The 22,639-nt window shown below is 44.9% G+C and carries 38 protein-coding genes and 1 pseudogene; 4 read left to right on the forward strand and 35 right to left on the reverse strand.

The window, feature by feature from the left end; translation table 11 throughout:
* Positions 1-4 precede the first annotated feature (4 nt).
* The 3 genes from zapD (at position 5) to Q0V82_RS07200 (ending at position 1,834) form a co-directional block, all read left to right on the forward strand.
* The gene (gene zapD, locus Q0V82_RS07190; RefSeq protein WP_297574126.1) at positions 5-802 is read left to right on the forward strand and encodes a cell division protein ZapD; all 798 of its coding nucleotides are present in this window, start codon (positions 5-7) and stop codon (positions 800-802) included.
* Positions 799-993: a DNA gyrase inhibitor YacG gene (locus Q0V82_RS07195; RefSeq protein WP_297574128.1), complete on the forward strand. Its 195-nt coding sequence runs from the start codon at positions 799-801 to the stop codon at positions 991-993. The genes zapD and Q0V82_RS07195 overlap by 4 nt, the downstream gene beginning before the upstream one ends.
* A gap of 82 nt (positions 994-1,075) precedes the next feature.
* A complete protein-coding gene (locus Q0V82_RS07200; RefSeq protein ID WP_297574130.1) occupies positions 1,076-1,834 on the forward strand; it encodes a GNAT family N-acetyltransferase in 759 nt (252 codons plus the stop codon).
* 79 nt (positions 1,835-1,913) lie between these two features.
* Here the strand turns inward: Q0V82_RS07200 and Q0V82_RS07205 are convergent, their stop codons facing one another.
* Complete coding sequence (locus Q0V82_RS07205) at positions 1,914-2,729, reverse strand: symmetrical bis(5'-nucleosyl)-tetraphosphatase (protein WP_297574132.1); 816 nt, start codon at positions 2,727-2,729, stop codon at positions 1,914-1,916.
* Between the two features lie 29 nt (positions 2,730-2,758).
* Between Q0V82_RS07205 and Q0V82_RS07210 the strand changes: the two genes are divergently transcribed.
* Positions 2,759-3,643, forward strand: a complete 885-nt coding sequence (locus Q0V82_RS07210) for an HDOD domain-containing protein (RefSeq protein WP_297574134.1) — start codon at positions 2,759-2,761, stop codon at positions 3,641-3,643.
* Positions 3,644-3,781: 138 nt separating this feature from the next.
* Here the strand turns inward: Q0V82_RS07210 and rplQ are convergent, their stop codons facing one another.
* The 34 genes and pseudogenes from rplQ to rpsL form a co-directional block, all read right to left on the reverse strand.
* Positions 3,782-4,171 carry a 50S ribosomal protein L17 gene (rplQ, locus tag Q0V82_RS07215; RefSeq protein ID WP_297574136.1) on the reverse strand — a complete coding sequence of 130 codons (390 nt, stop codon included), beginning with the start codon at positions 4,169-4,171 and terminating at the stop codon, positions 3,782-3,784.
* 28 nt (positions 4,172-4,199) lie between these two features.
* Positions 4,200-5,183, reverse strand: coding sequence for a DNA-directed RNA polymerase subunit alpha (locus Q0V82_RS07220; protein ID WP_173532429.1), 984 nt, complete (start codon positions 5,181-5,183; stop codon positions 4,200-4,202).
* A gap of 34 nt (positions 5,184-5,217) precedes the next feature.
* Entirely contained in the window at positions 5,218-5,841 is a 624-nt protein-coding gene (gene rpsD, locus Q0V82_RS07225) for a 30S ribosomal protein S4 (protein ID WP_027469947.1), read from the reverse strand.
* Positions 5,842-5,855: 14 nt separating this feature from the next.
* A complete protein-coding gene (gene rpsK / locus Q0V82_RS07230; RefSeq protein ID WP_027469946.1) occupies positions 5,856-6,248 on the reverse strand; it encodes a 30S ribosomal protein S11 in 393 nt (130 codons plus the stop codon).
* 15 nt (positions 6,249-6,263) lie between these two features.
* Positions 6,264-6,626, reverse strand: coding sequence for a 30S ribosomal protein S13 (gene rpsM, locus Q0V82_RS07235; RefSeq protein ID WP_173532430.1), 363 nt, complete (start codon positions 6,624-6,626; stop codon positions 6,264-6,266).
* A gap of 58 nt (positions 6,627-6,684) precedes the next feature.
* Positions 6,685-6,798, reverse strand: a complete 114-nt coding sequence (rpmJ, locus tag Q0V82_RS07240) for a 50S ribosomal protein L36 (RefSeq protein ID WP_018748524.1) — start codon at positions 6,796-6,798, stop codon at positions 6,685-6,687.
* 252 nt (positions 6,799-7,050) lie between these two features.
* Positions 7,051-8,355: a preprotein translocase subunit SecY gene (gene secY / locus Q0V82_RS07245; protein WP_297574141.1), complete on the reverse strand. Its 1,305-nt coding sequence runs from the start codon at positions 8,353-8,355 to the stop codon at positions 7,051-7,053.
* A 29-nt stretch (positions 8,356-8,384) separates the two neighbouring features.
* Entirely contained in the window at positions 8,385-8,819 is a 435-nt protein-coding gene (gene rplO, locus Q0V82_RS07250; protein WP_226764963.1) for a 50S ribosomal protein L15, read from the reverse strand.
* Position 8,820: 1 nt separating this feature from the next.
* Entirely contained in the window at positions 8,821-9,006 is a 186-nt protein-coding gene (gene rpmD / locus Q0V82_RS07255) for a 50S ribosomal protein L30 (RefSeq protein WP_027469942.1), read from the reverse strand.
* A complete protein-coding gene (gene rpsE, locus Q0V82_RS07260; RefSeq protein WP_226764964.1) occupies positions 9,003-9,518 on the reverse strand; it encodes a 30S ribosomal protein S5 in 516 nt (171 codons plus the stop codon). Before rpsE ends, rpmD begins: the two co-directional genes overlap by 4 nt.
* Positions 9,519-9,537: 19 nt before the next feature.
* Positions 9,538-9,891 carry a 50S ribosomal protein L18 gene (gene rplR, locus Q0V82_RS07265; protein ID WP_226764965.1) on the reverse strand — a complete coding sequence of 118 codons (354 nt, stop codon included), beginning with the start codon at positions 9,889-9,891 and terminating at the stop codon, positions 9,538-9,540.
* 13 nt (positions 9,892-9,904) lie between these two features.
* Positions 9,905-10,438 carry a 50S ribosomal protein L6 gene (gene rplF / locus Q0V82_RS07270; protein WP_297574145.1) on the reverse strand — a complete coding sequence of 178 codons (534 nt, stop codon included), beginning with the start codon at positions 10,436-10,438 and terminating at the stop codon, positions 9,905-9,907.
* Between the two features lie 12 nt (positions 10,439-10,450).
* Entirely contained in the window at positions 10,451-10,843 is a 393-nt protein-coding gene (rpsH, locus tag Q0V82_RS07275; protein WP_173532437.1) for a 30S ribosomal protein S8, read from the reverse strand.
* A gap of 15 nt (positions 10,844-10,858) precedes the next feature.
* On the reverse strand, positions 10,859-11,164 hold the full coding sequence (gene rpsN, locus Q0V82_RS07280; protein ID WP_297574150.1) for a 30S ribosomal protein S14: 306 nt from the start codon (positions 11,162-11,164) through the stop codon (positions 10,859-10,861).
* Positions 11,165-11,171: 7 nt separating this feature from the next.
* Positions 11,172-11,711 carry a 50S ribosomal protein L5 gene (gene rplE, locus Q0V82_RS07285; protein ID WP_173532439.1) on the reverse strand — a complete coding sequence of 180 codons (540 nt, stop codon included), beginning with the start codon at positions 11,709-11,711 and terminating at the stop codon, positions 11,172-11,174.
* 11 nt (positions 11,712-11,722) lie between these two features.
* Complete coding sequence (gene rplX / locus Q0V82_RS07290) at positions 11,723-12,043, reverse strand: 50S ribosomal protein L24 (protein ID WP_027469935.1); 321 nt, start codon at positions 12,041-12,043, stop codon at positions 11,723-11,725.
* 12 nt (positions 12,044-12,055) lie between these two features.
* Positions 12,056-12,424 (reverse strand): 50S ribosomal protein L14, encoded by a 369-nt coding sequence (rplN, locus tag Q0V82_RS07295; RefSeq protein WP_173532441.1) that lies wholly within the window; start codon positions 12,422-12,424, stop codon positions 12,056-12,058.
* A gap of 194 nt (positions 12,425-12,618) precedes the next feature.
* The gene (rpsQ, locus tag Q0V82_RS07300) at positions 12,619-12,882 is read right to left on the reverse strand and encodes a 30S ribosomal protein S17 (RefSeq protein ID WP_297574155.1); all 264 of its coding nucleotides are present in this window, start codon (positions 12,880-12,882) and stop codon (positions 12,619-12,621) included.
* 1 nt (position 12,883) lies between these two features.
* A complete protein-coding gene (gene rpmC / locus Q0V82_RS07305; RefSeq protein ID WP_173534589.1) occupies positions 12,884-13,072 on the reverse strand; it encodes a 50S ribosomal protein L29 in 189 nt (62 codons plus the stop codon).
* A complete protein-coding gene (rplP, locus tag Q0V82_RS07310) occupies positions 13,072-13,488 on the reverse strand; it encodes a 50S ribosomal protein L16 (protein ID WP_173532443.1) in 417 nt (138 codons plus the stop codon). The genes rpmC and rplP overlap by 1 nt, the downstream gene beginning before the upstream one ends.
* Complete coding sequence (gene rpsC / locus Q0V82_RS07315) at positions 13,472-14,176, reverse strand: 30S ribosomal protein S3 (protein WP_226764968.1); 705 nt, start codon at positions 14,174-14,176, stop codon at positions 13,472-13,474. Before rpsC ends, rplP begins: the two co-directional genes overlap by 17 nt.
* A 10-nt stretch (positions 14,177-14,186) precedes the next feature.
* Entirely contained in the window at positions 14,187-14,516 is a 330-nt protein-coding gene (rplV, locus tag Q0V82_RS07320) for a 50S ribosomal protein L22 (RefSeq protein WP_297574195.1), read from the reverse strand.
* Positions 14,499-14,654: pseudogene (locus Q0V82_RS07325) on the reverse strand (30S ribosomal protein S3); the annotation flags it as partial. The gene rplV (Q0V82_RS07320) and the pseudogene Q0V82_RS07325, both read right to left, overlap by 18 nt.
* Before the next feature lie 10 nt (positions 14,655-14,664).
* Complete coding sequence (gene rplV, locus Q0V82_RS07330; RefSeq protein WP_173532445.1) at positions 14,665-14,994, reverse strand: 50S ribosomal protein L22; 330 nt, start codon at positions 14,992-14,994, stop codon at positions 14,665-14,667.
* Between the two features lie 9 nt (positions 14,995-15,003).
* A complete protein-coding gene (gene rpsS / locus Q0V82_RS07335; protein WP_027469928.1) occupies positions 15,004-15,279 on the reverse strand; it encodes a 30S ribosomal protein S19 in 276 nt (91 codons plus the stop codon).
* A gap of 5 nt (positions 15,280-15,284) precedes the next feature.
* A complete protein-coding gene (gene rplB / locus Q0V82_RS07340; RefSeq protein WP_297574158.1) occupies positions 15,285-16,118 on the reverse strand; it encodes a 50S ribosomal protein L2 in 834 nt (277 codons plus the stop codon).
* 11 nt (positions 16,119-16,129) lie between these two features.
* Complete coding sequence (rplW, locus tag Q0V82_RS07345; protein WP_203564299.1) at positions 16,130-16,426, reverse strand: 50S ribosomal protein L23; 297 nt, start codon at positions 16,424-16,426, stop codon at positions 16,130-16,132.
* A 5-nt stretch (positions 16,427-16,431) separates the two neighbouring features.
* A complete protein-coding gene (gene rplD / locus Q0V82_RS07350) occupies positions 16,432-17,052 on the reverse strand; it encodes a 50S ribosomal protein L4 (protein ID WP_297574161.1) in 621 nt (206 codons plus the stop codon).
* Entirely contained in the window at positions 17,052-17,696 is a 645-nt protein-coding gene (gene rplC, locus Q0V82_RS07355; RefSeq protein WP_173532449.1) for a 50S ribosomal protein L3, read from the reverse strand. The genes rplD and rplC overlap by 1 nt, the downstream gene beginning before the upstream one ends.
* A gap of 152 nt (positions 17,697-17,848) precedes the next feature.
* On the reverse strand, positions 17,849-18,160 hold the full coding sequence (gene rpsJ, locus Q0V82_RS07360) for a 30S ribosomal protein S10 (RefSeq protein WP_173532450.1): 312 nt from the start codon (positions 18,158-18,160) through the stop codon (positions 17,849-17,851).
* Between the two features lie 11 nt (positions 18,161-18,171).
* Complete coding sequence (gene tuf, locus Q0V82_RS07365; RefSeq protein WP_297574163.1) at positions 18,172-19,362, reverse strand: elongation factor Tu; 1,191 nt, start codon at positions 19,360-19,362, stop codon at positions 18,172-18,174.
* Positions 19,363-19,385: 23 nt separating this feature from the next.
* Complete coding sequence (gene fusA / locus Q0V82_RS07370; RefSeq protein WP_297574165.1) at positions 19,386-21,482, reverse strand: elongation factor G; 2,097 nt, start codon at positions 21,480-21,482, stop codon at positions 19,386-19,388.
* A gap of 27 nt (positions 21,483-21,509) precedes the next feature.
* The gene (gene rpsG / locus Q0V82_RS07375) at positions 21,510-21,980 is read right to left on the reverse strand and encodes a 30S ribosomal protein S7 (RefSeq protein WP_173532453.1); all 471 of its coding nucleotides are present in this window, start codon (positions 21,978-21,980) and stop codon (positions 21,510-21,512) included.
* 109 nt (positions 21,981-22,089) lie between these two features.
* Entirely contained in the window at positions 22,090-22,464 is a 375-nt protein-coding gene (gene rpsL, locus Q0V82_RS07380; protein WP_173532454.1) for a 30S ribosomal protein S12, read from the reverse strand.
* Positions 22,465-22,639 lie beyond the last annotated feature (175 nt).

Consider the following 22,639-nt stretch of genomic DNA (forward strand, 5'->3'; position numbering starts at 1 on the left):
GTGTATGCTGCAAAATTGCGAATCTTTACCGGACCTATGCATTGTGATCAGTTACGAATTTCCGATCAATGAGAGAATACGAACCCTTCTTCGGCTCGAAGATCTCTATGTCCGCACCGAAGAGTTCGCTTCGCGTGAGCAGCCTATTGATCATCACATGGCTTTACTTGGTATTTTCGAAATTATGGAAGTGGCCAGTCGTGCTGATTTAAAGTCTGATTTACTCCAAGAACTAGAACGGCAGCGGCAAACGCTACTCGCCCTTCGCAACAACCCACATATTTCTGAGGATGCTTTAGATCGAGTATTATTGGATATCGAATCTACACATGCTCGCCTTTTAAATATGACGGGCAAATTAGGGCAATACTTGCGTGAAAATGAGTGGCTAATGGCAATTAAGCAACGTAGCTCTATTCCTGGCGGCGTTTGTGAATTTGATTTACCCTCTTATCACTATTGGCGCACTCAAGCGGCTGAACGACGAAAAAATGATTTAGCTCGCTGGCTAAACCCATTAATGCCAATTAAGCAGGGTCTAGACATTGTACTTAAATTACTCCGTGACTCAGCAAAATCTAGCCACTTTATTGCGAAATCGGGTTCGTTTCAGCAAATGTCTGGCGGCAAAACAGTTCAATTACTCAAAGTCAGTTTAAATAGCGATTTACCCGCCATCCCTGAACTTTCAGCAAATCGATATGCCATTAATATTAGATTCGTCGTACCAAGCACCAGTGGCGAAAGAGCCAAAGTGATTGATAGCGATGTGTCGTTTACTCTTGCTTATTGTAATTTATGAAGAAAATAATTAAATGTCCTTCCTGTGGACATAGCATGCCCTACTCAACAGACAATGCCTTTCGGCCCTTTTGTTCCGAACGCTGCAAGCTAATTGATTTAGGCGCATGGGCATCAGAGTCTTATCGAGTTCCTGATGAATCCAATCCGCCCGAATTACTTGAACTAGATCCATTCAAAGTCGATGACTAGCTCGTAATCACAAATTCATCCATATATCACACCCCTGTAATACGAGGCTAGTAATTTGAACTCTCCAATCAGGAGAGTTATTATGCACCTCGAAAATAAATTTTCTACTCACGGCAAAAAAAGTCGAAAACTAACTGTTTCTATCGCCAGCAATCAAGAAACGATCAATGCGGCTCAGGCACTACGGTATAAAGTTTTTGTAGAAGAAATGGGGGCACAACTACCCAGTAAATTCAGCGGGCTTGATCGCGACTTGTTTGACGACTACTGTGACCATCTTGTTGCCCACGACGAAAACTCCGGCGAAGTCGTCGGTACTTATCGCATACTCCCCCCGCACCAAGCTAGAAAAGTGGGTAGCTACTACTCTGACACCGAATTTGATTTAACACGACTACAGCATATTCGCCCACAACTTGTTGAATTAGGTCGAAGCTGCGTCCATCCCAAATATAGAAATGGGGCCACCATCACATTACTATGGGCTGGGCTAGCAAAATACATGGCCGAAAATAATTACCAGTACATGATTGGCTGTGCCAGTGTCTCACTCATTGACAATGCACATACTGCCATTCATTTATATTCACAAATTGCCAACAAATCGCTAGCTCCAATTGAATGGCGAGTATTTCCTCGTATGCCACTACCAATACCGAATCAACATCACACCAAGCCAGTGGAAGTGCCTGCACTCATAAAAGGCTATCTAAGAGCGGGGGCAATGATTTGTGGAGAGCCCGCATGGGATCCGGCATTTAATACGGCTGATTTTTTAATGTTGCTCCCCACAAAACAACTCAGCGAACGATATGCACAGCACTTTTTCACGCGTAAATAATCATAATCACATCTAAAAAATGTGTTCATACGAAAAATCTACTTCACAATAAAATTGGATATAAACAAATACAGAAAATTTACTCAAGGACAAATTGGCAATCATGCTCGGAAGGTACTTGATATAGATGTCCATCATCCAAACATAGCGCTGTTAGTTGCCCCCCCCAAATACACCCAGTATCCAGACTGGCAAATTGCTGATTCACCATTAAGCCTAGAGTCGACCAATGCCCAAATACAATTCGTTTTGAAGCATCGGACTCAACCATATACCATGGAATTAATTGCCCAGGAGTATCTGCGACATCTCCTTTGAATTTAAATTCCAATGCCAGTCGATCTAACATGCGCATTCTTGTAAATGAGTTAATTCCAAATCGAAACTCAGACTCTGCTGTGAGGCCAGCATTCCATGTAGTGGGTACATTCCCATACATGATCTGTAGCCATTGCTGGAATTCATCCGATGATAATTTTGCATTACAATTTTCAGCAATACGCAATGACTCATCTATCGAAATAGTTGGATTTATTCCAGCATGACAGATATAACAATCCATTAATTCAATCACCAAGGGTTGTTTTCTTAACCAATGAAGCAATTCATTCACATCCGCAGCATTTAATATTGAATCAATTGTATCGAGTTCTTTTATGGGGGATACCCCCACCCAGCACGCTAGTAGATGTAGATCATGATTACCAAGCACCACTTCTATTGCCGGAGAGAACGACTTAACGAATCGTAAAACTTCTAAAGACTGAGGCCCACGATTGACCAAGTCACCAACAAGATAGACTTTGTCAGAATCTGGATTAAACTGGATAAGAGAAAGCAAGGATCTCAACTCTGAATAGCATCCTTGTATATCGCCAATAGCATAGCGTGCCATATAAAATTGCCTTTCAAAAGAATAAGATAATGATGCAGAACAATCCGAGAAGTGTAAGCAGCTGGATTAATACTCTCAGTCAAATTGACATACCAATACTTGCTAGCACTCGAGAGCATATCACTAAGTTGCGCAGTAATATGGAGTGTATCGATCTACGAGACCTCGCTTTTATAATTAGACATGATCCATTATTAAGCCTAAAGATGTTAAAGCATCAAGCACTTCGGCGAAGTCACCAACAAACAACCGATATCACCAGCATTGAAAAAGTACTATTAATGATTGGCGTAAAAGAATTTTTTGAAATTATACGTGACTGCACAATTTTAGAAGAAGAATTATCTAAGAATGCCGACATATTACAAACCTGCCTAAAAACCTGTGCTAGAGCATATTATGCAGCACAGCTTGCTGAAACCATGAGTAAATTTCGACGTGATATAGATCCAAAAGAAATTATCACGGCAGCGCTGTTACATGAAACAGCTGAAATTTTACTGTGGTTAGCCGCCCCTGGATTAATGCTCAAAATTCGAGACACCCTAAAAAACAATCCCGAGATTAGAAGCAAAACAACTCAAAAAGAAGTTTTAGGCTGCACCGTTAATGAATTACAGCAAGAATTAATCACTCACTGGCATCTACCTAAAATAATGCTGCATTTGATCAATGAAAGCGACACCAATGATCCAAGAGTTATTTTAGTTCTAACTTCCACATCAATAGCAAGACATACAGAATGGAGTTGGAATCAAGAATTAAATCATATCGACACTGAAAAACTCGCCAGAATCTTGCACATTAGCAACGATGAAGCACATGCAATAATCGTTAATACCGCGCTCAAAATAGCCAAAGAATGGCGCTGGTATCAAATAGAAACAGCCGCGGCTAGAATTATTGAATATTAATAAATCAACGCCGTCACTTTACAAAATCCATGCCACATTGGTTTTCTATTAAAAAATGATAGAAACATTTAAACTATTACAAGAAAATACTTAGGCAAAAAAAAAGGCCAACAAAGTTGGCCTTTTTTTAAAACTATTTTATTCAGCAGCGTCTACAGCTTCAGCTTCTTCTGGGCGATCCACAAGTTCAACATATGCCATAGGAGCATTGTCACCCTGACGGAAGCCGCACTTCAAGATCCGAAGGTAGCCACCGTTACGTGCAGCATAACGAGGGCCTAGAATATCAAACAATTTAACTACAACTTCACGATCACGAGTACGGTCAAAAGCCAAGCGACGATTAGCCAAACAAGGTTTTTTACCTAAAGTAATCAACGGCTCTGCAACACGGCGTAATTCTTTAGCCTTTGGTAGAGTCGTTTTAATAACTTCATGCTTCAACAACGAGTTAGCCAAGTTGCGAAGCATAGCAAGACGATGACTTGTCGTGCGGTTCAGTTTACGATTAGAAAGACGGTGACGCATTTGTCAGTTCCTTTACTAGTGCCGGACTTCAAGGCTTATCTAAGCCAGCCGGAGGCCAGTTTTCTAGGCGCATGCCGAGGCTAAGGCCCTTCGAAGCTAGCACTTCTTTGATCTCATTCAACGATTTACGACCCAAATTCGGAGCTTTTAACAACTCAGTTTCTGTTCGCTGAATCAGATCGCCAATGTAATAGATGTTTTCCGCTTTGAGGCAATTTGCCGAACGTACTGTCAATTCAAGATCATCTACCGGACGTAATAAGATAGGATCTATGGTAATAGTAGGTTCTGCAACTGTAACTTCTGGCGTACCTTCCAAGTCAGCAAATACGCCGAGCTGGTCAATCAACATCCGAGCGGCTTGGCGAACTGCCTCATCCGGCTCAATCACGCCATTAGTTTCAATGTCGATAATCAAGCGGTCAAGATCGGTACGCTGTTCGACACGAGCACTCTCTACATGATAACTAACACGGCGAATTGGGCTGAATGAAGCATCCAGCATAACCGTACCAATGGTACGACCCTCTTCCTTATTCAATCGAGCAGGAGCTGGCTGATAACCACGACCTTTTTCGACTGTAATTTCCATGTTTAACTTACCACCAGCAGAAAGATGAGCAATCACATGTTCTGGATTGATCACTTCGACATCATGCGGCAGCTGGATGTCGGACGCCGTCACGATACCCTCACCCTCTTTTGAAAGGGTGAGAGTAACAGAGTCCCGACCATGCAGCTTGAGCACAACGCCTTTAAGGTTCAACAGGATGTCAACGACATCTTCCTGTACACCATCCAGCGCGGAGTATTCATGCACAACACCTTCAATCTTTACTTCTGTCGGAGCAAAACCCGGCATAGAAGAAAGCAAAATTCGGCGTAATGCATTACCGAGCGTATGGCCATAACCACGCTCAAAAGGCTCCATTACGACTTTAGCATGTGCCGTAGCAACAGTCTGAACGTCAATAATGCGCGGTTTGAGCAAGTCGTTTGCGTTGATTTGCATAAGTCAGTATCCCTTGCCTTAGCGGGTCAGGTTATTACTTGGAATAGAATTCCACTACTAGCGATTCATTAATATCACTAGATAGATCGGAACGCTCTGGCATATTTTTAAATACGCCTTCCATTTTCTTAGAATCAACCTGAACCCAATTTGGGAAACCAATACCTTCAGCAAGAGAAAGAGCCTCTTGGATACGTACTTGCTTCTTAGACTTCTCACGTACAGCAACCACATCACCAGCTTTCACTTGGAAAGAAGGAATGTTTACAGGTTTGCCATTGACAGTGATAGCTTTATGGGAAACTAGTTGACGAGATTCAGAACGAGTCGAACCGTAGCCCATGCGATAAACAACATTATCGAGACGACTTTCGAGAAGTTTCAACAGATTTTCACCTGTAGAACCTTTACGACGAGCCGCTTCATGGAAATAACCACGGAATTGACGCTCTAAAACGCCGTAAATACGACGGATCTTTTGCTTTTCACGCAGGTGAACGCCGTAGTCCGACTGACGCGTATTTTTCTTCGCGCCATGCTGGCCTGGGGCTTGTTCCAGCTTGCATTTGCTATCGAGCGAACGACGCGCGCTCTTCAAGAACAGATCCGTTCCTTCGCGGCGTGCGAGTTTGCACTTAGGTCCAATATAACGAGCCATTTGTTACTCCAGAATTAGATACGACGCTTCTTCGGCGGACGGCAGCCGTTGTGCGGAACAGGCGTCACATCCGAGATACTGGTGATCTTGAAACCAAGTGCGTTCAATGCGCGCACTGCAGATTCACGACCTGGACCTGGACCCTTGATACGAACTTCGAGGTTCTTAACACCATATTCTTGGGCAACTTTACCAGCAGCTTCTGCGGCAACCTGTGCAGCAAAAGGTGTACTTTTACGAGAGCCCTTGAAACCAGCACCGCCCGAGGTAGCCCAAGATAAAGCATTGCCTTGGCGATCGGTGATGGTAATGATCGTGTTATTGAAAGAAGCGTGAACGTGCACGATACCTTCAGACACGCTCTTCTTGACTTTCTTACGTACACGAGCTGTGTTTGCTTTAGCCATAATTTTTGTCCTTAATTACTTCTTGCCAGCAATAGCCTTGCGCGGACCCTTACGAGTACGTGCATTGGTTTTCGTGCGCTGACCGCGACAAGGTAAGCCTTTACGATGACGTAATCCACGATAACAACCAAGATCCATAAGACGCTTGATATTCATGGTTACTTCACGACGTAGATCACCTTCAATTGTGAACTTGCCTACTTCGTCACGCAATTTTTCAAGTTCAACATCACTGAGATCTTTTACCTTCTTACTTGGCTCAATTTCAGTAATTGCACAAATCGCTTTAGCGCGAGTTTGACCAATACCGAAAATAGCCTGAAGGCCGATCACAGTATGCTGATGATTGGGAATATTAACCCCAGCAATACGGGCCATACTTCTTACCCCAGGTTAAAAAGTGGTGGATCTTAACACCAATAGCCAATTAACTCAATCAGCCTTGACGTTGCTTATGCCGCGGGTCTGTACAAATTACACGTACAACACGGTTGCGACGAATAATCTTGCAGTTACGGCAGATTTTCTTGACCGATGCCTGAACTCTCATGGTCTATCCTTTACGATCAAAGTAAAATTTCAACAAGTAAGTTGAAATACAATACAATCCCTGTTTAAACAGCTGAGAATAAATTCACAACCGCCCACCCAAGAGGGAATGAATACTATAGCATTCAATACAGTCTGGGAAGCAAAACAGGAGCCGCATGTCTGAATTAGGACAAATTCTCAGCACAATACAGATTGCACCGAGAACATATCCAACTATTAAAATGACACTTGCACAAAAAATGCAAATCAATTAACCCTTGAAGTTCGCCTTCTTCAACAGACCTTCATATTGATGCGACAGCACATAAGACTGCAACTGCGCCATAAAGTCCATAGTAACCACCACCAAGATGAGCAGCGAAGTACCACCAAAGTAGAATGGAACATTCCATTTCAGAATCAGAAATTCAGGAATCAAGCAAATGATAGTGATGTAAACAGCACCGATCAATGTCAATCTTAGTATTAATTTTTCTACATATTTTGCAGTATGCTCACCAGGACGATACCCAGGCACCATAGCACCGCTTTTCTTCAAATTATCAGCAGTTTCACGCGGACTAAAAACCAATGCCGTATAGAAAAAACAGAAAAAGATGATTGCAGCAGCATAAAACAAAACATACAGGGGCTGACCTGGATGAAGCATATCACCCAAAGATTTGAGCCAAGTCAATTTTTCACCATTACCAGTCCACGACAACACCGTAGCCGGAAATAAAATAATTGAAGAAGCAAAAATTGGTGGAATAACACCAGCCATATTTATTTTTAGTGGCAAAAATGAACTTTGCGCTTGCATTAAACGATTTCCGACCTGTCTTTTTGCATATTGAATAGGCACCTTACGCTGCCCACGCTCAACAAAAACCACTACAGCCGTCAATAAAACAACGCCAACGAACAAGAACAATACCAATAAAATTGGCAAAGAGCCTTGGCTTGATAACGTTAATGTTTTTGCAATCGCAGAAGGAACACCAGCAGCAATACCAGCACAAATCAAGATGGAAATACCATTACCCAATCCACGCTCAGTAATTTGCTCGCCAAGCCACATCAAAAACATTGTTCCGGTAACCAAAGAAATCATTGTCACAGCGACAAACATTCCTTGATCCATAACCACCAAATTAGGCTGGCGGAACAACATCATCGAAATACCAAAACTTTGTGCCGAAGCCAAAAGAACAGTGAAGTAGCGAGTGTACTGTGTAAGCTTTCGCTTACCCGACTCACCCTCTTTCTTCAACTGCTTTAGGGAAGGCAACACCTCACCGGCAAGCTGAACTATGATCGATGCCGAAATGTAAGGCATGATACCTATCGCAAATACAGTAAAACGCGATAAAGCACCACCTGAAAACATGTTAAACATGTTTAACAAGCCAGTTTGTGACGATTGGAACAAGTTCGCCAGCTCAACCGGATTAATACCCGGTACTGGAATATGTGCGCCGATACGATAAACGATCAGCGCACCTATAACGAACCAGATCCGTTTTTTAAGATCGGCAAATTTACTTGCCGAGCCAGCCAAAGCGGGATTTGCCACGTTCTGCCCTATCCTGTTGATTTACAACATTACTCGCTAATAGAACCGCCAGCAGCTTCGATTGCAGCCTTAGCACCTTTCGTTACGCCCAAACCTTTAACAGTCACTGCGCGCTCGATCGAGCCAGACAAAACAACTTTGCAAGTCAAAGAGTGCTGAGAAATCAGACCAGCCTGAATTAGACTCAACAAGTCAACCTCACCAATTGGCAAAGCATTTAATTCAGACAAAGTAATTTCAGCATTCTTGCCTTTAGCAAGAGATACAAAACCACGTTTTGGCAAACGGCGTTGTAAAGGCATTTGACCGCCTTCAAAACCTACTTTATGGAAGCCGCCAGTACGAGATTTTTGTCCCTTATGACCACGACCGCAAGTCTTGCCCAAACCAGAACCGATACCACGACCAACACGCTTAGAAGCATGCTTTGCGCCGGCACCAGGAGTTAGGTTATTGAGTTGCATATTAACCCTCCACCTTTAGCAAGTAGCTGATTTTATTAACCATACCGCGATTCTCAGGTGTATCGATAACAACAGCAGAGCTGTTCATTCGACGCAAACCCAAACCACGAGCACATGCTTTATGAGCCTCAAGACGACCAATCAAGCTTTTAACTAGAGTCACTTTAATTGTTTTAACGTCGCTCATTGCGCACCCCCAAGAACTTCTTCAACTGTTTTGCCGCGTTTAGCAGCAATATCAGAAGGGGTATGCAATTTAGCCAATCCATCCAAAGTCGCGCGAACGATATTATATGGATTGGTAGAGCCATGGCATTTTGCAGTAATGTTATGAATGCCCATTACCTCAAAAACAGCACGCATTGGGCCACCAGCAATAATACCAGTACCTTCAGGTGCAGGCTGCATAAACACAGTAGTAGCACCGTGCTTACCAAATACTGTGTGTTGCACAGTACCATTACGCAGACTTACTTTTACCATTTTACGGCGAGCTTCTTCCATTGCTTTCTGTACAGCGACAGGCACCTCTTTCGATTTGCCTTTACCCATACCAACACTACCATCGCCATTACCAACAACGGTCAGTGCTGCGAAACCAAGGATACGACCACCCTTCACTACTTTGGTTACGCGATTAACGCTAACCATTTTTTCGAGTAGACCGTCCTTGACTTCTTCTCTTTCGTTCTTAGCCATTATTCAACTCCAAACTCAATTAGAAGGCCAGGCCAGCTTCACGAGCAGCATCAGCCAACGCTTTTACGCGGCCATGGTACTGGAAGCCGGAACGGTCAAAAGCAACTGATTCAATACCAGCAGCCTTAGCACGTTCAGCAATCAACTTACCAACAGCTGCTGCACCAGCAACACTGCCACCATTTTTGATTTCAGCACGCAACCCTGTCTCCAGAGTATTGGCTGAAGCCAAAACATTACCACCCGTTGCATCAATAATTTGGGCGTACATATGGCTATTGGTACGATGGACCGACAAGCGCACAACCTTGAGCTCCGCAATCTTGGCACGGGTTTTACGTGCACGGCGAAGTCTACTTTGATTCTTATCCATGATTCAGCCTCGATTACTTCTTCTTGGTTTCTTTGATAACCACAACTTCATCAGCATAACGAACGCCCTTGCCTTTATATGGCTCTGGCGAACGGTAGGCACGAATCTCTGCGGCAACCTGACCAACAAGTTGTTTATCGGCACCTTTCAAAAGGATCTCAGTCTGAGTTGGGGTCTCACACGTAATTCCCTCAGGAATAGCATGAGCAACTGGATGAGAGAAACCTAATGACAGGTTCAATACTTCACCTTGGGCCTGAGCACGATAACCAACACCTACAAGTGTCAATTTACGTTCAAAGCCCTTAGAAACACCATTAACCATGTTGTTAACTAGCGCACGCAAAGTACCAGACATAGAACGAGCAAATTTGCTATTTCCGTTGGCCGAGAAAATGACTGAGCCATCTTCAACTTTAACAGTTACATCAGTAACAATAGGTTGCGTCAAAGATCCTTTTGGACCCTTAACTACGATTTCACCTGCGGCGATATTAACTTCAACGCCTGCCGGAATGGTTACCGGATTTTTAGCTACGCGGGACATTGTGATACCTCATCAAGCAACGATGCACAAAAGCTCGCCACCAACACCATTGGCACGCGCTTTGCGGTCGGTCATCACACCCTTGGATGTAGACACGATCGCCACACCAAGACCATTCATTACATTTGGAATGTCGCCAGCACCGCGGTAATCACGCAGACCTGGTTTTGAAACACGATCAAGACGCTCAATTACTGGGCGACCTGCGTAGTATTTCAATTCAATCGTCAACACCGGCTTAACATCACCAGCAACAGTAAACGATTCAACATAACCTTCTTCAACTAGAACCTTAGCGATAGCAACCTTCAATTTTGAAGATGGCATAGCTACAGCAGCTTTGTCGGCACGTTGTGCATTGCGGATACGAGTCAACATATCGGCGATAGGATCATGCATTGCCATGTGTTATCTCTCCTATTACCAGCTAGCTTTGACCAGACCCGGTACTTCGCCCTTGAAAGCGAGTTCACGCAGCTTGCTGCGACCGAGACCGAATTTGCGGAACACGCCACGTGAGCGACCAGTTAATGTGCAACGATTGTGCAAACGAACTGGAGATGCATTACGTGGGAGTTGCTGGAGTTTCAAGCGGGCTTGGAATTGATCTTCCTCACTCGCGTTTTGATCGTTAATAACGACCAAGAGCGCTGCACGTTTAGCTGCAAACTTCGCAACTACAGCTACGCGCTTTGCTTCACGATTAATCAGTGCAAGTTTTGCCATGATCGCCTCAAGTCTTAAACGGGAATTTGAATGCAGCGAGCAGAGCACGCGCTTCATCGTCAGTTTTAGCCGTAGTTGTGATCGTGATATTCATACCACGAAGCGCATCAATCTTATCGTACTCGATTTCCGGGAAGATAATTTGCTCTTTCACACCCATGTTAAAGTTGCCACGACCATCAAAGGACTTGCCACCGATACCACGGAAGTCACGTACACGCGGCAGCGCGATAGTAACCAGGCGATCAAGGAATTCAAACATACGTTCACGACGCAAAGTCACCTTGCAGCCAACCGGATAGCCGTCACGAATCTTAAAACCAGCAATTGATTTTTTTGATTTTGTAACAACCGGCTTTTGACCTGCAATCTTTTGCATATCGCCAACTGCGAAATCCATTACTTTTTTATCTGCAACTGCCTCACCAACACCCATGTTTATGGTGATTTTTTCAATACGAGGCACTTGCATTACAGACTTGTAACCGAATTGCTTGACCAACTCGGGAACAATCTGGTTCTCATAAATCTCTTGAAAACGAGCCATCTTGATTCCCCTTAGCCGCCAACCACTTCGCCACTCGACTTAAATACACGGACTTTCTTGCCGTCTTCAAGAGTCTTGAAGCCAACACGATCAGCCTTGCCAGTCGCAGTATTGAAAATAGCCACATTAGATACGTCAACTGACTTAGTCAACTCAACGATACCACCCTGAACACCGCGCATTGGATTTGGTTTTTGATGTTTTTTAACAATATTAACACCTTCAACCACAACACGACCTTCAGCTGGAATAGAAGTAAGCACAGTACCGCGCTTACCCTTATCTTTGCCAGTGAGAACGATTACTTCATCGCCTTTGCGAATCTTGTTCATGCTGGATACTCCTTAAAGAACTTCTGGCGCAAGAGACACGATCTTCATAAAGCGTTCGGTACGCAATTCGCGCGTAACCGGCCCAAAGATACGAGTGCCAATTGGCTCAAGTTTTGCATTAAGAAGAACTGCTGCGTTACCATCAAACTTGATGAGCGCACCATCAGCACGACGAACACCCTTAGCAGTACGAACTACGACTGCATTGTATACATCGCCTTTTTTGACTCGACCACGTGGGGCAGCATCTTTAATGCTGACCTTAATGATATCACCAACAGACGCGTAACGACGCTTTGAGCCGCCCAACACCTTAATGCACATTACAGAACGCGCACCAGTGTTATCAGCAACATCTAGCTTTGATTGCATTTGAATCATTTAAGACAAACCTCCAACTTAACCCGCTTAATCAGCCTGGCAAACCAGGTGCCCGGCATTACCGAGCCAATAGCGGCTAGTTTTGGATCCCGAAGGGAAAACAGTGCAACCCACAACCGCAGGTCACACAATGAAAGGGGCATTCTACACAACGCAGAACACCCCCACAAGCCTTTACGCAAAATTTGTTTAAATTATGCTGCGCGGGCTTTTTCTACCAATGCAGTTACTGTCCAATTTTTTGTCTTAGACAATGGACGGCACTCTGCAATAACTACCAAATCACCAGCAGCATACTGGTTTGATTCGTCGTGCGCATGATACTTCTTAGACTGACGCACCATTTTACCATACAGCGGGTGCTTAACTAAGCGCTCCACCAATACAGTTACTGTTTTGTCCATCTTTGCGCTAACCACTCGACCAGTCAGCGTACGCTTGAGTTTAGCTTCGCTCATATTAAGCCGCCTTCTGATTCAGAACGGTAAGAACGCGCGCAACATCTTTACGCACACGTTTAATCTCACTAGTGTTAGCCAATTGGCCTGTCGCATGTTGCATGCGAAGACTAAACTGCGCCTTCAGCAGCGCCGTCAATTCGCCCTTAAGCTCTTCGACGGATTTCTGTTGTAGTTCAGATGCTTTCATCATTGCCCCACTTGACGTGTAACCATGGTAACTGAGAAAGGTAATTTAGCAGACGCCAGACGGAAAGCCTCGCGCGCAACCTCTTCAGATACACCATTCAATTCGTACAATACTTTACCCGGCTGAATTTCAGCAACGTAGTAATCCGGAGAACCCTTCCCTCCACCCATACGAACTTCAGCAGGCTTTGTAGAAATAGGCTTATCTGGAAACGCACGAATCCAAACACGACCACCACGTTTAATATAACGAGTAATCGCACGACGAGCAGATTCAATTTGACGCGCAGTTAAGCGGCCACGGCTAGTTGCCTTCAAACCGTACTCACCGAACGCAACAGTATTTCCACGAGTGGCGATACCAGTATTGCGACCTTTTTGAACCTTACGGTACTTGAGTCTAGTTGGCTGCAGCATTTCGAGGCCCCTTACGTGGTTTCTTCTGTGTTTCTACTGGCTCAGCGGCGAACTTATCGCCAGGCTTCACATCACCTTTGTAGACCCAAACCTTAACACCAATAATACCGTAGGTTGTCTTAGCTTCAGAAGTTGCATAGTCAATATCTGCACGCAATGTATGCAATGGCACACGGCCTTCACGATACCATTCAGTACGCGCAATTTCGATACCATTCAAGCGACCAGACGACATAATTTTAATGCCCTGCGCACCAAGGCGCATTGCATTTTGCATGGCGCGCTTCATAGCACGACGGAACATCACACGTTTTTCTAATTGCGAAGTAATGCTATCAGCAATAATTTGCGCATCGATTTCTGGCTTGCGAACTTCTTCAATATTTACATGCACAGGCACGTTCAAGATTTTCTGCAAAGCAAGCTTCAACTGCTCAATATCTTCGCCTTTCTTGCCAATTACAACACCAGGGCGTGCCGAGTAAATTGTAACTTTTGCATTTTTAGCCGGACGCTCAATTACGATACGACTAACAGCAGCACCAACCAACTTTTTCTTCAAAAATGCACGAACTTCGATATCTTCGTTAAGCATTTTGGCAAAGTTGCTGCTATTAGCATACCAGCGCGAGGACCAATTTTTAGTGACAGGTAAACGAAAACCCGTCGGATGAATTTTCTGACCCATGAGTCGCTCCTTAATCGCCAACAGTCAGCGTAATGTGGCAAGTTTGCTTCTCGATTTTATTGCCACGGCCTTTAGCACGAGCAGTAAAACGCTTCAAAGAAGGCCCTTTATCCACATAAATCGTTTTCACTTTAAGAGTGTCGATATCGGCACCCTCATTGTGCTCGGCATTGGCAATAGCCGACTCCAAAACCTTCTTAATTAAAACTGCACCCTTTTTAGGGCTGAAGGCCAGAATATTTAACGCCTGCTCAACGGATTTGCCACGGACCAGGTCAGCGACAAGCCGCGCTTTTTGAGCGGAGAGGCGAGTGTTGCTTAGTACAGCAGCACCAACCAACTTTTTCTTCAAAAATGCACGAACTTCGATATCTTCGTTAAGCATTTTGGCAAAGTTGCTGCTATTAGCATACCAGCGCGAGGACCAATTTTTAGTGACAGGTAAACGAAAACCCGTCGGATGAATTTTCTGACCCATGAGTCGCTCCTTAATCGCCAACAGTCAGCGTAATGTGGCAAGTTTGCTTCTCGATTTTATTGCCACGGCCTTTAGCACGAGCAGTAAAACGCTTCAAAGAAGGCCCTTTATCCACATAAATCGTTTTCACTTTAAGAGTGTCGATATCGGCACCCTCATTGTGCTCGGCATTGGCAATAGCCGACTCCAAAACCTTCTTAATTAAAACTGCACCCTTTTTAGGGCTGAAGGCCAGAATATTTAACGCCTGCTCAACGGATTTGCCACGGACCAGGTCAGCGACAAGCCGCGCTTTTTGAGCGGAGAGGCGAGTGTTGCTTAGTACAGCAGATACTTGCATGTCTTCACCTTATCGCTTGGATTTTTTGTCCGCGGCGTGACCTTTGAAAGTACGGGTCAGTGCGAACTCACCCAACTTGTGGCCAACCATGTTTTCATTAACGTAAACAGGAATATGCTGCTTACCGTTATGCACAGCAATTGTCAGACCAACAAAGTCTGGCAGTACTGTAGAACGACGTGACCAAGTTTTAACTGGGCGCTTGTCATTTGTTGCTCGAACTGCCTCAACTTTTTTCAACAAGTGCAGGTCAACAAATGGACCCTTTTTAAGAGAACGTGCCATTTACATTACCTCTTGTTCGCTGGACGACGGCGCACGATCATATTGCTAGTACGCTTGTTACGACGCGTACGATAGCCCTTAGCTGGCTGACCCCACGGACTAACTGGAACACGACCTTCACCAGTACGGCCTTCACCACCACCGTGCGGATGATCCACCGGATTCATCGCAGTACCACGCACTGTTGGACGAATACCCAACCAGCGTTTTGCACCCGCTTTACCGTATGAACGTAGGCTATGCTCACCGTTACCCACTTCACCGATTGTTGCACGGCAATCAACGTGTACTTTACGAATTTCACCAGAGCGAAGACGTAACTGTGCGTACATGCCATCACGAGCCAACAACTGAACGCTAGTACCCGCCGAACGTGCGATTTGTGCACCTTTGCCAGGCTGCATTTCGATACAATGAATCGTCGAGCCAACTGGAATATTCCGAATAGGAAGTGTATTACCAACCTTGATCGGCGCATCAGAACCAGAAATTACCGTCATGCCTGCACTCAAGCCCTTAGGGGCAATGATGTAAGCACGCTCACCATCCGTATAGCACAACAAAGCAATGTTGGCAGTGCGGTTTGGATCGTACTCTAGACGCTCAACCTTGGCGACGATACCATCTTTATTGCGACGGAAATCAACCAAGCGATAATGCTGCTTATGACCACCGCCGATATGACGAGTGGTGATATGACCATTATTATTACGGCCACCGGTCTTTGATTTCTTAACCAACAAAGGAGCGTATGGTGCACCCTTATGCAAGTCAGGATTTACAACCTTAACGACTGCGCGGCGACCGGGCGATGTCGGCTTAACTTTTACCAATGCCATGTTTAGTCCCCTTATTGCGCAGCTGCAAGGTCAAGTTCTTGACCGGATACCAAGCTCACATAAGCTTTTTTCCAATCTTTGCGACGACCATTCGTACGGCCAAAACGCTTAGACTTGCCTTTAACATTAACTACGTTGACCGCCTCGACCTTCACTTTAAAGAGAAGCTCAACAGCAGCCTTGATTTCAGCTTTAGTCGCATCGGTAGAAACACGAAATACGACTTGCTCAGCTTTTTCAGCAACCAAAGTACTCTTTTCAGAAACTATTGGAGCTAAAATCACTTGAAGCATGCGATTTTCTGCAATTTTGATCATGCAAACAACTCCTCAAAAGCCTGTAGTGCATCACGAGTGAACACAACTTTTTTGAAGCGCACCAAACTAACTGGATCTACCTGAGCCGCTTCCAACACCAACACGTGCGGAAGATTACGGGAAGCCAAATACAGATTTTCTTCCAATTCTTTGGTCACAATGAGCACGTTATCGAGCTGCATTTCCGCCAATTTTTGGGCAAAAGCCTTAGTCTTAGGTGCTTCTAGGGCAAAAGAATCAACAACGATCAGACGTTCCTCACGCACCAATTGCGACATAATTGTTGCAATACCAGCACGGTACATCTTACGGTTAACTTTATGCGAGAAATTCTCGTCAGGGCTGTTCGGGAATGCACGACCACCACCACGCCACAACGGAGAAGATGTCATACCAGCACGAGCACGGCCAGTACCTTTTTGACGCCACGGCTTTTTAGTCGAATGCTTTACATTACCACGACCCAGCTGTGCGCGATTACCGCTACGAGCGTTGGCAAAATAAGCAGTTACAACCTGATGAACCAAGGCTTCATTAAATTCACGACCAAACAAGTCATCTGAAGCAGCAATAGCTACTTGAGCCTCGCCTTTCGTATTAACAACTTTTAGTTCCATTATGCACCTGCCTTAACGCTCGAACGAACGATAACGTCATTGCCCTTGGAGCCTGGTACACCACCCTTAACCAGCAGCAATTGACGCTCAGCATCAACTCGCACGATTTCAAGATTTTGCACGGTACGCTGAACATTACCGAGCTGACCAGCCATGCGTTTACCTGGCAAAACACGACCCGGATCTTGCGCTTGACCGATAGAGCCAGCAGAACGATGCGACAGTGAATTACCGTGCGTTGCACGATTCGAAGCAAAATGATAACGCTTGATAACACCAGCCCAACCCTTACCTTGGCTAGTACCAGTAACATCAACCATTTGACCAACACTAAACAACTCAACCGACAAAGCATCACCAGCTTTCAACTCAGCAGCTTTCTCTGCAGGAATACGGAACTCAACGAGTGCCAAACCTGCTTCAACGCCTGCTTTCGCGAAATGACCAGCCTCAGCCTTATTCACTCGACTTGCTTTTTTTGTACCGAAAGTAACCTGAACAGCAGAGTAGCCGTCAGCTTCCAGAGTTTTGATTTGCGTGACGCGATTTGCAGCCATGTCCAACACAGTCACTGGAATGGAAGCGCCATCCTCAGCAAATACGCGGGTCATGCCGACTTTGCGACCTACAAGACCTAAGCTCATAGTTATTCCCTTTTCAAGGGCCAGTTACGATTGACTGGCTATGACTATTAAAAAATAAAACGGGCTTGCCATACTAAATGGCAAGCCCGTGATACTAACAAAGTTTATTAACCGTCGCAAGAGCTTTCGCCCTTAACGGCAAAACTGAGTCATTAGTTCAATTTAATTTCAACATCAACGCCAGCTGGCAAATCCAGCTTCATCAATGCATCAACAGTCTTGTCAGTTGGATCAACAATATCCAACATACGCAAGTGAGTACGAATCTCAAATTGATCACGCGCAGTTTTATTTACGTGTGGTGAACTCAAAATATCATAACGTTCAATTTTTGTTGGCAAAGGAATCGGACCCTTAACAACTGCACCTGTACGCTTTGCTGTTTCAACAATTTCTTGAGCCGAACGATCGATCAAAGAATAATCAAAAGCCTTCAAGCGGATACGAATTTTCTGATTTTGCATTTCCAAGTTCCTTAAGCAAGAACAGTGGCAACAACACCAGCGCCAACTGTACGACCACCTTCGCGAATCGCGAAACGCAAACCTTGTTCCATCGCTACTGGGCAGATCAAGGTCACAGTGATCGATACATTATCACCAGGCATTACCATTTCTGTACCTTCTGGCAATTCAATCGCGCCAGTTACATCAGTCGTACGGAAGTAGAACTGTGGACGGTAATTGCTAAAGAATGGCGTATGACGACCACCTTCATCTTTAGACAATACATAGATCTCAGCAGTAAACTTAGTGTGCGGCGTGATCGAACCTGGCTTAGCCAATACTTGACCGCGCTGAACATCTTCACGCTTAGTACCACGAAGCAAGGCACCAATGTTGTCACCCGCTTGACCTTGGTCAAGCAATTTACGGAACATCTCAACACCAGTACAAGTCGTCTTAACTGTTGGCACAATACCAACGATCTCGATCTCTTCACCCACTTTAACAATGCCGCGCTCAACACGACCAGTCACAACAGTACCGCGACCAGAAATAGAGAACACATCTTCAACTGGCATCAAGAATGCACCGTCGATTGCACGTTCTGGCTCAGGAATGTAAGTATCCAAAGCATCTGCCAAGCGTAAAATTGCTGGCTCGCCGTATTCTGATTGGTCACCTTCCAGTGCCAGACGAGCAGAACCAGTAATAACCGGAGTGTCATCGCCAGGGAAATCGTATTTGTTCAACAAATCACGAATTTCCATTTCAACCAACTCAAGCAACTCAGCATCATCAACTAAATCAGCTTTGTTCATGAATACGATGATGTATGGAACACCAACCTGACGAGACAATAAGATGTGCTCGCGGGTTTGTGGCATAGGACCATCAGCAGCAGAAACCACCAAAACTGCGCCATCCATCTGCGCCGCACCGGTAATCATGTTTTTCACATAATCCGCGTGACCTGGGCAGTCAACGTGTGCGTAATGACGTTTTTCTGTTTCGTATTCAACGTGCGCAGTATTAATAGTAATACCGCGTGCTTTTTCTTCTGGCGCACTATCAATTGAAGCGTAGTCTTTAACGATACCGCCAAATTTTCTACATAAAACAGTAGTAATTGCAGCTGTCAGCGTTGTTTTACCATGATCCACGTGACCAATCGTACCCACGTTAACGTGAGGCTTAGTCCGTGCAAACTTTTCTTTTGCCATTTTTCAAAATTCCTTAATTAAAATTATTTCTTGGTAACAATTGCATCAGCAATGTGCTTAGGCGCAATTGAATAATGCTTAAATTCCATTGAGTATGTAGCACGACCTTGCGACATAGAGCGCAGAGTTGTCGAGTAACCAAACATCTCAGACAGTGGAACTTCCGCTTTAATCATTTTTCCGCCAGCAGGATTATCATCCATGCCTTGCAATAAACCACGACGAGAAGAAATATCACCCATGATGTCGCCCATATAATCTTCAGGCGTTTCAATTTCAACGTACATCATTGGCTCAAGAATTACAGGACCAGCACGACGCATCGCCTCTTTGAATGCCATAGAACCAGCAAGTTCAAACGCAATTTGCGACGAATCCACGTCATGGTATGAACCAAAGGTCAAACGAACCTTAACGTCAACAACAGGGAAGCCAGCCAACACACCAGACTTCAGTGTATTTTGAATACCCTTATCAACTGAAGGGATGAATTCACGAGGAATTACACCACCCTTAATTTCGTCAACAAAGCTATAGCCATTACCCTCACCAGCTGGCTCGACAGTAATAGTCACATCGCCGTACTGACCTTTACCACCAGACTGTTTCGCATGCTTACCTTGCACGTCCGCAGCAACCTGGGTAATGGTCTCGCGGTAAGCCACTTGTGGCGCACCAACGTTAGCCTCTACACCAAATTCACGACGCATACGATCAACCAAGATCTCAAGGTGCAACTCACCCATGCCAGACATAATAGTCTGACCAGTCTCTTCATCCGTTTTAACACGGAAAGAAGGATCTTCTTTAGACAAGCGACCCAAGGCTAGACCCATTTTTTCTTGGTCAGCCTTAGTTTTTGGCTCAACAGCAACGTGAATCACTGGCTCAGGGAAAACCATGCGTTCAAGAATAATTACATCCTTCAAATCGCAAAGAGTTTCACCTGTTGTTACATCCTTCAAACCAATCGCAGCCGCGATGTCACCAGCGCGGACTTCATCAATTTCTTTGCGATCATTCGCATGCATTTGCACAAGACGACCAATACGCTCTTTCTTGTCTTTGTTCGAATTCAAAACAAAGTCGCCAGACTGCAAAGTACCCGAATACACACGGAAGAATGTCAATTGACCAACATACGGATCATTCATTAGCTTGAAGGCCAACGAAGAGAACGGCGCGTCATCTGTAGCTTCGCGAGTCACTTCTTGATCACGATCATCCATACCCTTAACTGCATCAATATCCACAGGTGATGGCAAGAACTCGATCACAGCATCCAACATCCGTTGAACACCTTTGTTTTTGAACGCAGAACCGCACAACACAGGCTGAATCTCACAAGCCAAAGTACGTGCACGAATAGCCGCAACAATTTCCTCTTCCGACAATTCGCCAGTTTCAAGGTACTTGTTCATCAGTTCTTCAGACGCTTCGGCGGCCGTTTCGACCATTTTTTCGCGCCACTCTTGCGCAACCGATACTAAATCAGCAGGAATCTCACCGTATGTAAAAGTCATACCTTGGGATGCTTCATCCCAAATAATGGCTTTCATCTTAAGTAAATCAACCACACCTTCAAACTTATCTTCTGCACCAATAGGAATAACTACAGGTACAGGATTCGCTTTCAAGCGCAATTTCATCTGCTCAACAGCACGGAAGAAGTTGGCGCCAGAGCGATCCATCTTGTTCACGAAAGCCAAACGAGGAACTTTGTACTTGTTAGCTTGACGCCATACAGTTTCAGACTGAGGCTGAACACCACCCACAGCACAATAAACCATACATGCACCATCAAGAACACGCATTGAACGCTCAACTTCAATCGTGAAGTCAACGTGGCCTGGGGTGTCAATGATGTTAATCAAATGCTCAGGAAACTGCAGACTCATACCTTTCCAGTATGTGGTCGTAGCAGCAGAAGTGATTGTAATACCACGTTCCTGTTCTTGCTCCATCCAGTCCATGGTGGCCGCGCCATCATGAACTTCACCAATCTTATGGTTAACGCCGGTATAAAACAAAACACGTTCTGTTGTGGTTGTTTTACCAGCATCAATGTGAGCGGAAATACCAATATTGCGGTAACGCTCAATAGGGGTCTTGCGAGCCACGGCGATTTCCTTATCTTGATTACGCGATTAGAAACGGAAGTGGGCGAATGCTTTATTAGCATCAGCCATACGATGCACTTCATCGCGTTTTTTCATCGCGCCGCCACGACCTTCAGCCGCGTCAAGAAGTTCACCTGCTAGACGCAGATCCATTGATTTTTCACCACGTTTACGAGCCGCTTCGCGAACCCAGCGCATCGACAATGCCAGACGACGGCTTGGACGTACTTCTACTGGCACCTGGTAGTTGGCGCCACCGACACGGCGACTCTTAACTTCAACAACTGGCTTAACATTACCAATTGCGGTGTTAAAAACTTCAATTGCATCTTTACCAGTCTTTTTCTCGATCTGGGCCAATGCACCATAAACGATACGCTCGGCAACAGCTTTTTTGCCATCGAGCATTACAACGTTCATGAATTTTGCGAGTTCTGTGCTACCAAATTTTGGATCTGGCAACACATCACGCTTAGGGACTTCTCTGCGTCTTGGCATAACATACTTCCTTAATGTGACATTCAGCTGGGGACAACCCCGCGGACAACTATAAAATTGCCCACTTACTTGACGACTGCATTAGTAGCCGCCACTCATACGATACAAATTAAGCCTTAGGGCGTTTTGCACCATACTTAGAGCGAGACTGCTTACGATTTTTAACGCCAGCCAAGTCAAGAGAGCCACGTACGCAGTGATAGCGAACACCTGGCAAATCTTTTACACGACCGCCGCGTAGCAATACAACGCTATGCTCTTGCAGGTTATGGCCTTCACCGCCGATGTACGAAATCACTTCGAAACCGTTAGTAAGGCGAACTTTGCATACTTTACGCAATGCAGAGTTTGGTTTTTTTGGAGTAGTTGTATATACACGTGTGCATACACCACGCTTTTGCGGACAAGCTTCAAGAGCAGGTACTTTGCTCTTCAGTTTTTCCGCAACACGTCCTTTACGAACGAGTTGATTGATAGTTGGCATTGTTTTTCACTTCCTACCGCGTTAAAAAAGACCTTACCACGACTGTGGTACGGTTAAGGTTTCCACATTGGAAACGCTGCGGAGAGCGATAAATTCGCTCTCCGCAGAAAAAGACTTTGAATTATAAGGAAAAGAATGAATACACGTCAATGCAAACCGACAGATGTCGGCCTGC

Source organism: uncultured Deefgea sp. (assembly GCF_947072475.1).
Taxonomy (GTDB): domain Bacteria; phylum Pseudomonadota; class Gammaproteobacteria; order Burkholderiales; family Chitinibacteraceae; genus Deefgea.

Bases quoted from the DNA above. Each gene is read 5' to 3' on its own strand.
- zapD (WP_297574126.1), top strand. From the start codon at position 5: ATGCTGCAAAATTGCGAATCTTTACCGGACCTATGCATTGTGATCAGT.
- Q0V82_RS07195 (WP_297574128.1), top strand. From the start codon at position 799: ATGAAGAAAATAATTAAATGTCCTTCCTGTGGACATAGCATGCCCTAC.
- Q0V82_RS07200 (WP_297574130.1), top strand. From the start codon at position 1,076: ATGCACCTCGAAAATAAATTTTCTACTCACGGCAAAAAAAGTCGAAAA.
- Q0V82_RS07205 (WP_297574132.1), bottom strand. From the start codon at position 2,729: ATGGCACGCTATGCTATTGGCGATATACAAGGATGCTATTCAGAGTTG.
- Q0V82_RS07210 (WP_297574134.1), top strand. From the start codon at position 2,759: ATGATGCAGAACAATCCGAGAAGTGTAAGCAGCTGGATTAATACTCTC.
- rplQ (WP_297574136.1), bottom strand. From the start codon at position 4,171: ATGCGTCACCGTCTTTCTAATCGTAAACTGAACCGCACGACAAGTCAT.
- Q0V82_RS07220 (WP_173532429.1), bottom strand. From the start codon at position 5,183: ATGCAAATCAACGCAAACGACTTGCTCAAACCGCGCATTATTGACGTT.
- rpsD (WP_027469947.1), bottom strand. From the start codon at position 5,841: ATGGCTCGTTATATTGGACCTAAGTGCAAACTCGCACGCCGCGAAGGA.
- rpsK (WP_027469946.1), bottom strand. From the start codon at position 6,248: ATGGCTAAAGCAAACACAGCTCGTGTACGTAAGAAAGTCAAGAAGAGC.
- rpsM (WP_173532430.1), bottom strand. From the start codon at position 6,626: ATGGCCCGTATTGCTGGGGTTAATATTCCCAATCATCAGCATACTGTG.
- rpmJ (WP_018748524.1), bottom strand. From the start codon at position 6,798: ATGAGAGTTCAGGCATCGGTCAAGAAAATCTGCCGTAACTGCAAGATT.
- rplO (WP_226764963.1), bottom strand. From the start codon at position 8,819: ATGCAACTCAATAACCTAACTCCTGGTGCCGGCGCAAAGCATGCTTCT.
- rpmD (WP_027469942.1), bottom strand. From the start codon at position 9,006: ATGAGCGACGTTAAAACAATTAAAGTGACTCTAGTTAAAAGCTTGATT.
- rpsE (WP_226764964.1), bottom strand. From the start codon at position 9,518: ATGGCTAAGAACGAAAGAGAAGAAGTCAAGGACGGTCTACTCGAAAAA.
- rplR (WP_226764965.1), bottom strand. From the start codon at position 9,891: ATGGATAAGAATCAAAGTAGACTTCGCCGTGCACGTAAAACCCGTGCC.
- rplF (WP_297574145.1), bottom strand. From the start codon at position 10,438: ATGTCCCGCGTAGCTAAAAATCCGGTAACCATTCCGGCAGGCGTTGAA.
- rpsH (WP_173532437.1), bottom strand. From the start codon at position 10,843: ATGGCAATGCATGATCCTATCGCCGATATGTTGACTCGTATCCGCAAT.
- rpsN (WP_297574150.1), bottom strand. From the start codon at position 11,164: ATGGCAAAACTTGCACTGATTAATCGTGAAGCAAAGCGCGTAGCTGTA.
- rplE (WP_173532439.1), bottom strand. From the start codon at position 11,711: ATGGCTCGTTTTCAAGAGATTTATGAGAACCAGATTGTTCCCGAGTTG.
- rplX (WP_027469935.1), bottom strand. From the start codon at position 12,043: ATGAACAAGATTCGCAAAGGCGATGAAGTAATCGTTCTCACTGGCAAA.
- rplN (WP_173532441.1), bottom strand. From the start codon at position 12,424: ATGATTCAAATGCAATCAAAGCTAGATGTTGCTGATAACACTGGTGCG.
- rpsQ (WP_297574155.1), bottom strand. From the start codon at position 12,882: ATGAGCGAAGCTAAACTCAAGCGTACGCTGACTGGTCGAGTGGTTAGC.
- rpmC (WP_173534589.1), bottom strand. From the start codon at position 13,072: ATGAAAGCATCTGAACTACAACAGAAATCCGTCGAAGAGCTTAAGGGC.
- rplP (WP_173532443.1), bottom strand. From the start codon at position 13,488: ATGCTGCAGCCAACTAGACTCAAGTACCGTAAGGTTCAAAAAGGTCGC.
- rpsC (WP_226764968.1), bottom strand. From the start codon at position 14,176: ATGGGTCAGAAAATTCATCCGACGGGTTTTCGTTTACCTGTCACTAAA.
- rplV (WP_173532445.1), bottom strand. From the start codon at position 14,994: ATGCAAGTATCTGCTGTACTAAGCAACACTCGCCTCTCCGCTCAAAAA.
- rpsS (WP_027469928.1), bottom strand. From the start codon at position 15,279: ATGGCACGTTCTCTTAAAAAGGGTCCATTTGTTGACCTGCACTTGTTG.
- rplB (WP_297574158.1), bottom strand. From the start codon at position 16,118: ATGGCATTGGTAAAAGTTAAGCCGACATCGCCCGGTCGCCGCGCAGTC.
- rplD (WP_297574161.1), bottom strand. From the start codon at position 17,052: ATGGAACTAAAAGTTGTTAATACGAAAGGCGAGGCTCAAGTAGCTATT.
- rplC (WP_173532449.1), bottom strand. From the start codon at position 17,696: ATGAGCTTAGGTCTTGTAGGTCGCAAAGTCGGCATGACCCGCGTATTT.
- rpsJ (WP_173532450.1), bottom strand. From the start codon at position 18,160: ATGCAAAATCAGAAAATTCGTATCCGCTTGAAGGCTTTTGATTATTCT.
- tuf (WP_297574163.1), bottom strand. From the start codon at position 19,362: ATGGCAAAAGAAAAGTTTGCACGGACTAAGCCTCACGTTAACGTGGGT.
- rpsG (WP_173532453.1), bottom strand. From the start codon at position 21,980: ATGCCAAGACGCAGAGAAGTCCCTAAGCGTGATGTGTTGCCAGATCCA.
- rpsL (WP_173532454.1), bottom strand. From the start codon at position 22,464: ATGCCAACTATCAATCAACTCGTTCGTAAAGGACGTGTTGCGGAAAAA.